This window comes from Gemmatimonadales bacterium (genome assembly GCA_035502185.1).
In the GTDB taxonomy this organism is placed as follows: domain Bacteria; phylum Gemmatimonadota; class Gemmatimonadetes; order Gemmatimonadales; family JACORV01; genus Fen-1245.
In genome coordinates this window covers 15,702-27,285 of sequence record DATJUT010000098.1, presented here as the reverse complement: position 1 = coordinate 27,285, position 11,584 = coordinate 15,702, and the positions used below count along the sequence as shown (strand labels likewise).

At 73.9% G+C, this 11,584-nt stretch carries 11 protein-coding genes; 5 read left to right on the top strand and 6 right to left on the bottom strand.

Going from position 1 to position 11,584, the window contains the following annotated elements; genetic code table 11:
- Positions 1–355 (top strand): hypothetical protein (locus VMF70_12995; protein ID HTT68934.1); only part of this gene is annotated, 355 nt, incomplete at its 5' end.
- A gap of 27 nt (positions 356–382) precedes the next feature.
- Here VMF70_12995 and VMF70_12990 read toward each other — a convergent pair.
- Positions 383–1,159 carry a DUF2182 domain-containing protein gene (locus tag VMF70_12990; GenBank protein HTT68933.1) on the bottom strand — a complete coding sequence of 259 codons (777 nt, stop codon included), beginning with the start codon at positions 1,157–1,159 and terminating at the stop codon, positions 383–385.
- Positions 1,160–1,257: 98 nt separating this feature from the next.
- Entirely contained in the window at positions 1,258–1,980 is a 723-nt protein-coding gene (locus VMF70_12985; GenBank protein ID HTT68932.1) for a thioredoxin family protein, read from the bottom strand.
- Positions 1,981–2,068: 88 nt separating this feature from the next.
- Between VMF70_12985 and VMF70_12980 the strand changes: the two genes are divergently transcribed.
- The 3 genes from VMF70_12980 to VMF70_12970 are packed head-to-tail and all read left to right on the top strand — an operon-like array spanning position 2,069 to position 3,940.
- Positions 2,069–2,434: a metalloregulator ArsR/SmtB family transcription factor gene (locus tag VMF70_12980; GenBank protein ID HTT68931.1), complete on the top strand. Its 366-nt coding sequence runs from the start codon at positions 2,069–2,071 to the stop codon at positions 2,432–2,434.
- Positions 2,431–2,874 carry an SRPBCC domain-containing protein gene (locus VMF70_12975; GenBank protein HTT68930.1) on the top strand — a complete coding sequence of 148 codons (444 nt, stop codon included), beginning with the start codon at positions 2,431–2,433 and terminating at the stop codon, positions 2,872–2,874. Before VMF70_12980 ends, VMF70_12975 begins: the two co-directional genes overlap by 4 nt.
- On the top strand, positions 2,867–3,940 hold the full coding sequence (locus tag VMF70_12970; GenBank protein HTT68929.1) for a methyltransferase domain-containing protein: 1,074 nt from the start codon (positions 2,867–2,869) through the stop codon (positions 3,938–3,940). The genes VMF70_12975 and VMF70_12970 overlap by 8 nt, the downstream gene beginning before the upstream one ends.
- A 19-nt stretch (positions 3,941–3,959) precedes the next feature.
- Here VMF70_12970 and VMF70_12965 read toward each other — a convergent pair whose 3' ends face one another.
- From VMF70_12965 to VMF70_12955, 3 genes are all read right to left on the bottom strand, one after another.
- Complete coding sequence (locus tag VMF70_12965) at positions 3,960–4,850, bottom strand: hypothetical protein (GenBank protein HTT68928.1); 891 nt, start codon at positions 4,848–4,850, stop codon at positions 3,960–3,962.
- On the bottom strand, positions 4,847–7,276 hold the full coding sequence (locus VMF70_12960) for a protein kinase (protein ID HTT68927.1): 2,430 nt from the start codon (positions 7,274–7,276) through the stop codon (positions 4,847–4,849). The genes VMF70_12965 and VMF70_12960 overlap by 4 nt, the downstream gene beginning before the upstream one ends.
- 63 nt (positions 7,277–7,339) lie before the next feature.
- Positions 7,340–9,178 carry a DUF885 domain-containing protein gene (locus tag VMF70_12955; protein HTT68926.1) on the bottom strand — a complete coding sequence of 613 codons (1,839 nt, stop codon included), beginning with the start codon at positions 9,176–9,178 and terminating at the stop codon, positions 7,340–7,342.
- Between the two features lie 176 nt (positions 9,179–9,354).
- Between VMF70_12955 and VMF70_12950 the strand changes: the two genes are divergently transcribed.
- Positions 9,355–10,710: a radical SAM protein gene (locus VMF70_12950; GenBank protein HTT68925.1), complete on the top strand. Its 1,356-nt coding sequence runs from the start codon at positions 9,355–9,357 to the stop codon at positions 10,708–10,710.
- Positions 10,711–10,770: 60 nt separating this feature from the next.
- Here VMF70_12950 and VMF70_12945 read toward each other — a convergent pair whose 3' ends face one another.
- Positions 10,771–11,568, bottom strand: coding sequence for a metal-dependent hydrolase (locus VMF70_12945; protein ID HTT68924.1), 798 nt, complete (start codon positions 11,566–11,568; stop codon positions 10,771–10,773).
- Positions 11,569–11,584 lie beyond the last annotated feature (16 nt).

Sequence of the window (11,584 nt, the reverse complement as noted above, 5' to 3'; positions counted from 1 at the left end):
CGTCGGCGTGCCCATCCCGGCCAACTGGCCCATCGTGGGGCGCGACGCGTTCCGCACCGCCACCGGCGTCCACGCCGCGGCGGTGATCAAGGCCCAGAAGAAGGGCGCCGACTGGCTGGCCGACCGGATCTACTCCGGCGTACCGGCGAGCTGGGTGGGCCGCGCGCAGGAGATCGAGATCGGCCACATGTCGGGCGGGTCGAACGTGCTGCACTACCTGCGCACGCGCGGACTCCCGACGGACCAGGCCGTCGTGGACGCGGTGATGGCGCTGGCCAAGCGCTCCGAGCGTCTGCTCACCGAGCAGGAGGTCGTCGAGACGGTGCAGGCGGCGGCGCGGCGCACAGGGTCCTGAGGCGTGCGGGCGCCGCCCGCGCCCGCGTCAGGCGACGCCGAACGCGCGGGTCAGTGCGACCACGCCGGCAAACACGCCGAGGACTCCCGCCGCTCGCGCCGCGAAGGCGGGCCACGGGGCGAGCCGCTCGAAGGTGATCGCAACGGCGACCACCGCCATCAGGCGCAGGTCCATCACGCCCGCCACCAGCAGGATCGTCATGAAGCCGGAGCAGCACAGGGCGCACGCGACGCCGGCCTGAAGGCCGTGCCGCCACGCGCCCCGGCCGCCGGGCGCCGGTGCCCGGGCGCAGGCCGGGGCCCTGCAGCGCCCGAGCTGCCGGGCCTTCCACCCCGTGAGCTGAACGCCTCCTGCCGCCACGAGGAGGGCGGCCGCCGCGAACGGAGCCGAGCGCGCGAGGGCCGCCCATCGCTGCTCGGCCGCCAGCCACAGCACGCCAGCCACCCAGACCGCCGCGCCGATCCCGGCCCACACGGCGAAGTAGCCGGCACCCGCCACCGCGGTCCGCGCGCCCAGGCGAGCGTCCGCTCCGGGGGCGAGGCGCCGGTATCTCGACAGCATCGGCACCAGCGACGGCATCATCATCGCTACCATCATCACCACCCACATCGCCAGGAAGACGGCTGCCGCGCCCAGGCGGCCCTGCCCCGGCATCGGCGTCCACGGGCCCGCCGCCACGCCGCCCGCCAGCGACATCGTGCCGGCCGACGGCATCGCCGCCGCCGGCATCGCGTCCGGCATCGGCATCGCGCCCATCATGGACCGCCGCAGCGCGACCGTCGCACCGACGCCCGCCACGAACACGACCGCGCTCGCCGCCAGGAACGCGCGCTCGCGCGCCGGGGCCGGGCCCGCAACCGGCGCCGGCTCGCCCGGCGCGCAGCAATCGTCCTCGGGCCGGCTCAGGCGCCGTACCGGTCGTGATGCCGGACCCAGGCCTGCGAGAACTCGAGACCGTCCTCGTCGCGCCCCTTCGGCATCAGGTCGAGCAGGTTGTAGGTCCCGTTCAGCAGGTCGATGCCCCGGGCGTAGGTCGAGTACGTGTGGTAGATCGCGCCGTCCTCGTCCTGGTAGAACGCGCTGAAGCCCTCCCGCTCCGAGCCGACCGGCACGCTCGCCTGGTAGTTGTAGAAGCCGCCGCTCTTGACCTGCTCCGGCGTGAACGACACGTGGAAGTCGTAGTTGAACTCGGTCCGGTTCGACGAGACCCATTTGAACCGCCACCCCATCCGCTTCTGGAACTCCGCGATCTTCGCGAGCGGCGCCCGCGACACGGCCACGAAGCTCACGTCACGATGCGGAAGGTGCGGGGTCATGCCGTCGTAGTGGTCGGCCCAGAACGAGCAGTGCGGGCAGCCCTGCTTCGCGTCCGGGTCGAACATGAAGTGGTAGACGGCGAGCTGGCTCCTGCCCGCGAACAGGTCGGCCAGCGTCTCCTGGCCCTTCGGGCCGTCGAAGACGTACCTTTTCTCGATCTTCACCCAGGGAAGCTCACGCCGCCGCCGGTTGAGGTCGTCGCGGAGCCGGGAGAACTCCTTCTCCTTCGCGAGGAACGCCGTCCGGGCCGCGAGCCACTCCTCGCGGGAGACCACCGGGTGACCCTCGAGACCGCCGCTGTGTGCCATGGGTATCGCTCCCTTGCCGGGTGCTGCGTCAATATGGACAGGAGTGGTCGGCAATGATAATATTCTACCATCCGGTTGAATACAAGCCATGGCCATGCGAGCGGCGGAGCTGAATCGGGTCTACGGGGCGCTCGCGGATCCCACCCGCCGCGCCATCCTCGGCGTGCTGGCCCGGGGCGAAGCCAACGTCGGGAGCCTGGCCGGCCGCTTTCCGATCACGCTCAACGGCGTCTCCAAGCACGTGAAGGTCCTCGAGCGGGCGGGGCTCGTGGCGCGCACGGTGCGGGGCCGCGAGCACCGGCTGCGACTCGTGCCCGGGCCGCTGCGGGACGCCACGGCGTGGCTGGAGCACTACCGCGGGTTCTGGGAGCAGCGGCTCGAGGCGCTGGAGGCGTACCTGGTGGGCCGGCCCGGCGGACGGCGGGCGCCGCGCGCCGGGCGGAGGCACGGATGACGGCGGGGCCCCGGACCGAGCTGGTGGTGCGGCGGCTGGTGCCGGTCGCGCGCGAGCGCGTGTTCGCCGCGTGGCTCGACCCGGTGAGCCTCGCCCGGTGGATGTCCCCGGGCACGGTGACCGGCGCCGACGTCGAGCTCGACCCGCGCGTCGGGGGCGCGTTCCGGATCGTGATGCACCACCCGGGCGGCTCCGTGGAGCACCGGGGCGAGTACCTCGCGATCGAGCCGCCGGCGCGGCTCTCCTTCACCTGGATCTCCGAGAACACGGGCCAGCTGCCCTCGCTCGTGACCGTCGAGCTTTACGAGCGCGGCGCGGGCACGGAGATCGTGCTGACGCACCGGCGCCTGCCGGGCGACAAGGTGGACGCGCATCGCCGGGGCTGGACCGACATCGTACGCAAGCTCGCGGAGGCGCTCACCGGAGGACCCCATGGCTGACGTCCGCGCCAGCATCGACCTGGCACTCGAGCCGGCCGCGGCCTTCGACGTCCTGGTCGAGGAGCTGGCCAACGCGCTGGTGCGCTCGGGGATCCGCTTCGAGCCGGGGCCCGGCGGGCGCGTCGCCGAAGGCGCCTTCGAGGTGGGCCGGGTGCTCACCTGGGAACCCGGGCGGGGGGTCGCGCTCGAATGGCGGCACGCCAGCTGGAATCCCGGCGTGGTGACCGAGATGCGCCTGCGGCTCGAGCCGACGGACGGCGGGACCAGGGCGACGTTGGAGCACCGGGGATGGGATGCGGTCATCGACGATCCCAAGGAGCTGGCGGGCTGGTTCGCGGGAGAGGTGCTCGCGCCCCTGCTGAACGCGAGCAGCCCCGTGGCCTTCGGCGACTGGTTCACCGACCGCCGGGCCCGGCGCCCGTCGGGCGCCGCGGCGCGCGCCACCTACCTGCACCCGCTCTACCACTATCCCAACTTCCGGGTCATCCTCGCCGAGCTGTCGTTGACCAGGGACGACCGCCTGCTCGAGGTCGGATGCGGGGGCGGCGCCTTCCTCAAGGCGGCGCTCCACAGCGGGTGCCGCGCGGCCGCGGTGGACCACAGCCCCGAGATGGTGCGGCTGGCGAGCGAGACGAACCGCGACGCGGTGGCCGCCGGGCGCCTCGAGGTGCGGGAGGCCGACGCCGCCTCGCTGCCCTTTCCCGACGGCGCGTTCACCTGCGCCGCGATGACCGGGGTCCTGGGTTTCCTCCCCGAGCCCGTGGCGGCGCTGGCGGAGATCCGGCGCGTGCTCGTGGCGGGCGGCCGGCTGGTGGCCATGGGCACGGATCCCGAGCTGAGGGGGACGCCGGCCGCGCCGGAGCCGATGGCCTCGCGCCTGCGCTTCTACGACAGCGCTCAGCTCGAGGCCCTCGGCCGCACGGCCGGATTCGCGGATGTGCGCGTGGTGCGACGCGACCTGCAGCCGTTCGCGCGCGAGGCGGGCGTGCCCGAAGCGCACCTGCCGCTGTTCGCCGCCGGCGAGGGTGGCGGCGCGCGGTTCCTGATCGCCCGGAAGACCGGCTAGCGGGGGCGGGACTCCGGTCCTACGGCCCGGCGACCGCCACCGGCGCGATCACCAGCCGGGAGCGGCGCATGGCCTCCGCGTTGCGCTCCACGATCGCCGCGTTGGTCGCGGCCCGCTCGGCCTGGCGCCGCTGGTTCTCGACCTCGTTCGCGGGGATCGACCGCCGGTTCTCGTCCACTTCGGGCAGCAGGTCCTGGGGCCCGAGCTCCGGCAGGGTATCCTCGAGCGGTGCGTGGTCGAGCAGCAGATCGAAGTAGACCACGGCGCTGTCGGTCAGGCTGAGGATGCTGCTGCGGGCCGTCAGCGCCATCGCGTAGCGTCCCGGCGGCGCGGGGCTCTGCCCGGGCAGGGTGCCGTCCCAGGTGACCGCCCGCACCCCGTCGCCCGCGCCCTCGTACAGCACGAGGAGGGTCGCGGTATCGGATCGCAGCTCGGCGTGCAGGGCGGCCTCGTGCGACGTCACGCACTGGAAGGTGAGCACCGCGCCGGAGTCGAGCGTGTCCGGGCGCAGCGGACGCACGGCGACGGCGAACGTGCGGTTGCGGGCCTCGGCGAACAGCGCGAGCTGGGCCGGCGTGAAGCTCGCCGGATCGAGGCTCACGGCCGGATCCTGCGCGATCGCGTCGCGGAAGTACCCGAGCGCCGTGTCGCGCTTCTCCGAGCCCGGCTGGAGCGAGTAGACCGCGCCCATGTACTCGTACGCCTGCGCCCGCTGCTCCGGGGTCACCTCGAGCGGCGTGCCCGGCGCGACGATCTGGCGCAGCAGCGCCAGCGCGCTCTCGATCTCCACGTTCTCGTACAGGCTGACGGCGTGCTGGAGGATCTCGGCTGCCGAGGTCTGGCCCGGCAGGCGCACCGCGGTGGCGACCATCAGGAGGGCAAACAGGCCGATGGCGCGGAGCCTCGTCACTGCCCGCCTGGAGCGCTCTGGAGGGAGACCTGCCCGAGGCGCACCGTCGCGCCCGGCTCCACCGTGATGAGCGTATCGAGCGTCACGAAGCCGGGGGCGCTGATCCGCAGCTGCCGCTGCCCGGACGTGACCTCGAAATCCACCAGCGCCCCGACGCCGACCGACTGGCCGTCCACGAAGATCTCCGCGGTCGGCGGGACGGTCCGGAGCCGGATCCGGCCCGTGGTCGGAGGCGCTGGCGCCGCCGGCTGCCCTGCCTCCGCTTGCAGCGCGAGCCGGCCCAGATTCAGCGTGCTGCCCCCGCGCACGGTGATGATCGTGTCGAGCGCGGCGTAGCCCGGGGCGCTGATGTGCAGGTGCCGCCGGCCCGCGGTCACCTCGGAGTCCACGAATCCCCCGCTGCCGCTCAGCTCGTCGTCCACGGTGATCTCGGCCGTGGAGGGCACGGCGTAGAGCAGCAGCTGGCCCGTCTTCTCCGTCGCGACGGTGGTGTCGAGCCGTGCGCCGGACGTCGCGGCGGGGAGCCGGTGCGCGGTGTCGGACCGCGCGCTCTCCGGAACGGCGGGCGCGGTCGGGGCCGGCGCGGCGGGAGCGCCCGGCGTGGCCGGGGTGCGCGCCGCGGGCGCCGCGGCCCGCGCCGGGGTCTGCGCCAGCTGGCTCGGTGCGGGGCCGCGGCTCACCAGCCAGTACACGCCGCCCGCGACCGCCGCGACCACCAGGCCCGCGGCCAGCAGCGGCTTCGCGCGCGACGGCCGCTTGGGGTACGGGATGGGCGGCGTGGACAGCACGCCGTGGTCGGTCCACGGCTGCGGCGTGACTCGCGGAGGCCGCGCGGCCGGGGGCGGCGGCGCCGGGGGCTCGGGGGACGCCGTCCACAGGCCGGGCGTCTCGATCGGCTCCGGCTCGGGCGTCGCGCGCTTCGCGCGGGGCGCCCCCGAGGCGCGCGGCGCGGGCCGCACGACGGAGGCGAAGGGCCCCGTCCTCGAGGGCGGTGGGGCGGGCGCAGGGGGCTCGGGCGGTGGCGTGGGCTCCGCGGGCGGCACCCGCCGAGCCGGCGCGGGTGGCGCCGTTCTCGCCGCGGGAGCCGGAGGCGCCGTCCTCGCGGGTGGCGCCGGCGCGGCGGGCTCCGGTGGCGGCGTGCGGGCGGCGGGTGGCGCCGGGTGCGCGGGCGCGGGCGGCGCCTTCCTCACCGGAGGAGCGGAGGCAGGAGGAGGGGCATGCGCGGCCGGCGGCGCCGCGGCGGCCGGAGCCGGTCGCGCGGCGTGGGCGGCCGGCACGGCCTTCGTGACCCCCTCCGCCGGGGCGGGAGGCACGACTCTCGGCGTCGGGGCCGGCGGCGGTGGCACGGTCGCCGCCGCCGTCGGCGCCTTGAACGAGGTGGTCCTCCCCGGGAGTCCGACGCCGGCGCGCGGGGGCAGCGGGGCGACCCGGATCCTCGGCACCGGCTCGCCGCGCACCAGCTGCCCGAGCACCGCATACGCGTCGCGGCGATCGGCGTCGGTGAAGGGGATCGCCTTGATCGCCGTGAGCATGTCCGCGGCGCTCGCGTACCGCTGCCCGGGATCCCGCGCCAGGGCCGTCTGCACGAGGCGCACCAGGGCGTCCGGGAGTCCCTCCCGCGACGAGCGCACGTCGCGCACCGACGTGAGGAAGTCGGCGTCGGACGGCACCGACCCGGTGAGCATCTGCAGTGCCACCACGCCGAGGGCGTACTGGTCGCTCGGCGGGCCGCCGACACCCCCCGCGTCCGCCCCACCGGCGCGGGCCGCGGCGGCGGCGCCCGTCATTTCCCTGATGGTGCGCGCGATGCCGAAGTCGGACACCATCACGCGCCCGTCGCGGTCGATCAGGATGTCGCCGGCCTTGAGATCGCCGTGGTTGGTCCCCTGCCCGTGTGCGTAGTCGAGCGCCGCGGTGGCGGCGCGGAGCACCAGCAGGATGGCCGGCAGCGGGAGGGCGCCCTGGGAGTGGAGGATGGCGTCGAGCGCCCGGCCCTCCACCAGCTTCATCGCGATGAAGTACGGGGCGCCGGCCCGCAGGCCGACGCGGTAGACGGGCACGATGTTCGGGTGATTGAGGGCCATCGCGGCCCGCGCCTCGTCCTTGAAGCGCGCGGCCGCCTGCGCGTACCCGCCCCCGGTCGGGAGCACCTTCACGGCCACGGGGCGCGGCGGGTTGATCTCGGCGGCCTGGTACACGACCGTCCGGATGCCGCGGCCCAGCACCCGTTCCACTTTGTAGACCGAGGCCAGGAACCGCTGGACCTGGCCCAGCTCCAGGTCGTCGCTCTCGGCGTGCGGCAGCCGGCCGGCCGCGGCGGGCGTTCCGGCGACGGTCCGTGCCGAGGGCGTGATCTCCGCTCCGCACTTCCCGCACATGCGTGCGCCGGCCTGCAGCTCCGCGCCGCACTTGGAGCAGGTGTTCATGGCACTAGAGTCTATGCTGATACCGATCAGAGGCAAGATCGGCGCCCGCCCGGCGCTCCCCGTTCAACCTCCCGCCGCCTCGCAGCGCGAGGGCGGCATGGTGGCCGTCGGGGCCACCTTGGCGAAGTAGAGGCTGCGGACCGCCGGCACCGGGATCGGCCCGTACGACAGCACGAGGTCGTGGAACCGGCACAGGTTGAACGCGCTCCCCTCCCGCGCCTCCGCCGCGCGCCGGAAGTCCCACCACTCCCGCACGCCCACCGGGTAGGTGTTGAGCTGCACGTAGTCGAGCTGTGCCCGCTGCAGCTTCGCGGTCGCCTCGGGCCGCTCCTGGAAGGCGTCGCGCACCATCAGCGCGACCGCGCTGTCGCCGTTCATCCCCATCGTGTGGAGCCGCACGTCGATGATCACGTTCGCGTACATCCGCAGGTCGGCCTTCAGCGCCACCAGGCGCGCCTTCACCGCGTCGCCGCCGTTCGCGCCCAGCTCCTCCATTGCCTGCTCCATGTACACCGCCCATCCCTCGATGTAGCTGTTGAGCCCGTACACGGTCCTCAGGAGCCGGCGCCACTCCGGCGTCACGCGGTTGGCGTAGTCCCCCTGCACGATGTGCCCGGGCATCGCCTCGTGGATGGTCAGCGAGAGCATCTTGTACTTGTTGTACTCGCGCAGCTTGGCCTCGGCGTCGGCCGCCTTCCACTCCTTCGGGATCGGCGTCACCCAGTAGAACGCGCTGAGGTTGGGTTGCAGCGCCGGCGCGAACACCGCCCCGCCCACGCCGTAGCTGCCGCGCTCGAACACCGGCGTCGGAATCACCTTGAGATTGGAGAAATCGGTCTGCGAGAGGACGTGGTGGTCCACCACGAACCTCTCGAGGTCCGCCACGGTCCGCTGGCCCACCTCGACCAGCGAGTCGCGGTTGGCGTGCTCCTCCCCGATCCTGCCCAGCACCCGGCCCACGATCGCGTTCAGCACGGTGGCGCTGTCGCCCGCCGGCCGCTTGCCCGGGAACCACGACGAGTAGAGCGGATCGGCCAGCTGCAGCATCTCGTGCCGGATGGCCCGCATGCTGTCTTCGGCCGAGCGCAGCATCTCCTCCGGCGTCACCGACGCCTGGAGGTAGTAGCGCCACTTCTGCTCGAACATCCCGCGCCCCATGCGCCAGTCGAACGCCGCCCGCCTGGGGAGCGTGTCGCGCACGAACGCCGCGTAATGCGCGAGGGCGGCCAGCGCCGGCCCCTGCGCCGCCTGGTAGCGGGCCTGGGAGGGCGTGCCCTTCACGAACGCGGTGCCCATGTTCTTGAGCAGGTCCGCGACGCCGGCCATCTCCTCCAGCGCCACCTTGCGATAGATCTCGTTCGACGCGGTGAGGTTCCGGGTCGCGACGCCGATCCACGCCGGAATCTGCTCGACGCGCGTCGTCAGGTCCCGCGCCCGCGCGGCCGTGTCGGCGTACTCGAGGCTGATGTTGGCGAACAGCGCGCTGCCCAGGATCTCGGCGTAGAGCTGCGGGCGGCGCTGGTAGAACCGCTCGCTGTCGAGGCTGAAGCTCGCGAACTTCACAGCGTTGTCGAGCAGGTCGTAGTCGGCCTGCGTCTGCGGCTCGAGCCGGTCGCGCCGGATCGCCCCGAGCCGGGTCGCGAAGTCGCGGTAGTACGCGCGCTGGTGGTCGAGCGCCGCCGCCGAGTAGTCGTCGAGCAGCGCGTCGAGCCGCAGCGTGTCCCTGGTCCGCGGGTCCACGAAGACGTGAAGCCCCACCTGGCTCGCGCCCGACGGTGAGAAGCTCAGGCTGGTGTAGACGTACTCGTCGGCGAGCGCGGGGAAGCGGGAGTCCCCGCGGCTGCAGGCGGCCGCGGCGGCCACCAGCAGGGCGGCGGAGACGGGAAGCAGCTTGCGGAGCATACGTCCTCGGGTTTGGGACACTGAACGGCGGCGCAGAATGCGTGCCGCCGGGTCGCCGGGCCGTCCGAATCCTGAAGGCTTCGGTCGGCATGGACCGCTCCGGCCGGCGGCGCGCTTGACGATGGACTGACGCCGGGCGGCCACCTTCGCTCGCGCCACCAGGTGGAGCGTGCCCCGTGAAGCTCCTGCTCGTCAGCCCGACCTCGCCCCTGTGGCGCACCCGCGCGCCGGGAGAGTACCGGGGGCCGCGGGCCTTCCGTTTCTCGATGCTCTCCAGCCTCTACGTCGCGGCGGCGATGCCGCCCGGCGTCGAGACCCGCGTCGTGGACGAGGATGTGGAGCCGGTGGACTTCGAGGCGGAGGCGGACCTGGTGGGCGTGTCGTTCATGACCTACAACGCGCCGCGGGCCTACGAGATCGCGGACGAGTTCCGGCGCCGCGGGAAGACGGTCATCGCCGGGGGCTACCACCCGACGTTCCTGCCCGAGGAGGCCGCCCGGCACTTCGACGCCGTGTGCGTCGGCGAGGCGGAGGCCAACGTGCCCGCGATGCTGGCCGACCTCGCGGCGGGCGGGTTGCGGAAGGTCTACCGCCGCGAGTCCGGACCGCTCGCGGGCCTGCCGGTGCCGGACCGGAGCCTCATCCGCCGCGGCGCCTACATCACCCCCGACGCCGTCCAGGCCACCCGGGGCTGCCCCTACGCCTGCACCTTCTGCTCGGTCGCGGCGTTCTGCCACCACTCGTTCCGCACCCGCCCCGTGGAGGAGGTGGCCGACGAGCTGGCGGGTCTGGGCCGCCGGGTGCTGTTCGTGGACGACAACATCATCGGCGACCGCGACTACGCGCTCGACCTGTTCGCCCGCATCGCGCCGCTCGGGAAGCAGTGGTGCAGCCAGTGCAGCGTCCGCATCGCCGACGACCCGCGCCTGCTCGAGGCGGCGGCCCGGAGCGGGTGCATCGCCCTGTTCCTCGGCCTCGAGTCGCTGAGCGACGGCAATCTCGGCGCCTGGCGCAAGACCACCAACCGCGCGGGCGACTACGCGCGCGCCGTCACGCGGCTGCACGCCGCCGGCATCGGCGTGTACGCCGGCTTCGTGTTCGGCATGGACGACGACGACGCGGCCACCTTCGAGCGTACGCTCGCCTTTCTCGACACGGCGCACGTGGACGTGCTGCAGTGCACCATCCTCACGCCGTTCCCGGGCACGCCGCTGTTCGACGACTTGGAGCGTCAGGGCCGCATCCGGACGCGGGACTGGGAGCTGTACGACTTCGGGCACGTGGTCTTCGAGCCTCGGCGGCTCAGCCCCGAGGCCCTGCTGGCCGGCGCCAGCTGGGTGGAGAGCCGGTTCTACTCGCGCCGGGCCGCCTGGCGGCGCATCGTCCGCGCGTTCGGCTACCTGCGGCCGGCGGCGGTCGTGGGCGCCCTCATGCCCCTCAGCCTGGGTTACGTGGCCCGCTCGAGGGCGTACGGCGTGCGGGAGAAGGCGCGCGGACACGAGCGCGTCGGATCGGCGCCCCTCCCCGCGTAGCATCCGGTTCGCCCGGCGCGCCGACACCGCGCGCCGGGACGTCCGCCGCTCCCGCCCGCCTCAGAACTGGCGCGTCTCGCCCGGCACCATCACCCGGAGCCGCCGGTCGCCCTTGAACGCGGCGCGCACGTCGGCCGCGGTCGCCAGGATCGGGAACGTGGCGTAGTGCATCGGGACGATGACGGTGGGGCGGAAGTACTTGCGCACCGCCAGCGCCGCGGTGCGCGGGTTCTCGGTGAACGGGCCGCCGCCCGCGCACAGCAGGATGATGCGCGGGTGGTACTGCTCCTGGATGAGGGCCATGTCGCCGAAGATCCAGGTGTCGCCCGTGTCGTACAGCGTCCGCCCGTCGGCGAACTCGAGCACGAAGCCCAGCGGCCGGCCGTCCGGCACGCTGCCGTGTACTGCCGGCACCGCGTGGATCGTGACGTCGCCGATCCTGACGGTCCCGCCGACGTTGACGCCCACCAGCTGCGAGTCGGGAAGGCCGAGGGTCTGGGCCCAGTCGTAGGCGGCCACGACCTTCGCGCCGCTCGCCGTGGCGATGGCCTTGGCGTCGGCCGCGTGGTCGAAGTGCGAGTGGGTCACCAGGATCGCCGCGGGATGGTAGCGGCTCGTGTCCTTGAGCGAGTCGGGCGTGGACGGGTTCTGCCGGAGGAACGGGTCGATCAGCAGCTGCGTGCCGCCCGCCGAGGTCACGAGGAACGCGGCGTGCCCGAGCCAGGTGACGGTGATCGGCTTCGCGGCGGAGGTGGCGTGGCGCCGGGCCGGCGCCTGGGCCACGGACGGCGCCGCGGCCGCGGCGCCGAGCAGGGCCAGGCCGAGGACGGGCGCCGTGACGCGGAGACTGGGATGCATGCGTTGACTCTCCCTC

What these genes read in the sequence shown, in the direction of transcription:
- VMF70_12980 (HTT68931.1), top strand. Translation starts at nt 2,069, where the DNA reads ATGGCCATGCGAGCGGCGGAGCTGAATCGGGTCTACGGGGCGCTCGCG.
- VMF70_12945 (HTT68924.1), bottom strand. Translation starts at nt 11,568, where the DNA reads ATGCATCCCAGTCTCCGCGTCACGGCGCCCGTCCTCGGCCTGGCCCTG.
- VMF70_12985 (HTT68932.1), bottom strand. Translation starts at nt 1,980, where the DNA reads ATGGCACACAGCGGCGGTCTCGAGGGTCACCCGGTGGTCTCCCGCGAG.
- VMF70_12960 (HTT68927.1), bottom strand. Translation starts at nt 7,276, where the DNA reads ATGAACACCTGCTCCAAGTGCGGCGCGGAGCTGCAGGCCGGCGCACGC.
- VMF70_12975 (HTT68930.1), top strand. Translation starts at nt 2,431, where the DNA reads ATGACGGCGGGGCCCCGGACCGAGCTGGTGGTGCGGCGGCTGGTGCCG.
- VMF70_12970 (HTT68929.1), top strand. Translation starts at nt 2,867, where the DNA reads ATGGCTGACGTCCGCGCCAGCATCGACCTGGCACTCGAGCCGGCCGCG.
- VMF70_12955 (HTT68926.1), bottom strand. Translation starts at nt 9,178, where the DNA reads ATGCTCCGCAAGCTGCTTCCCGTCTCCGCCGCCCTGCTGGTGGCCGCC.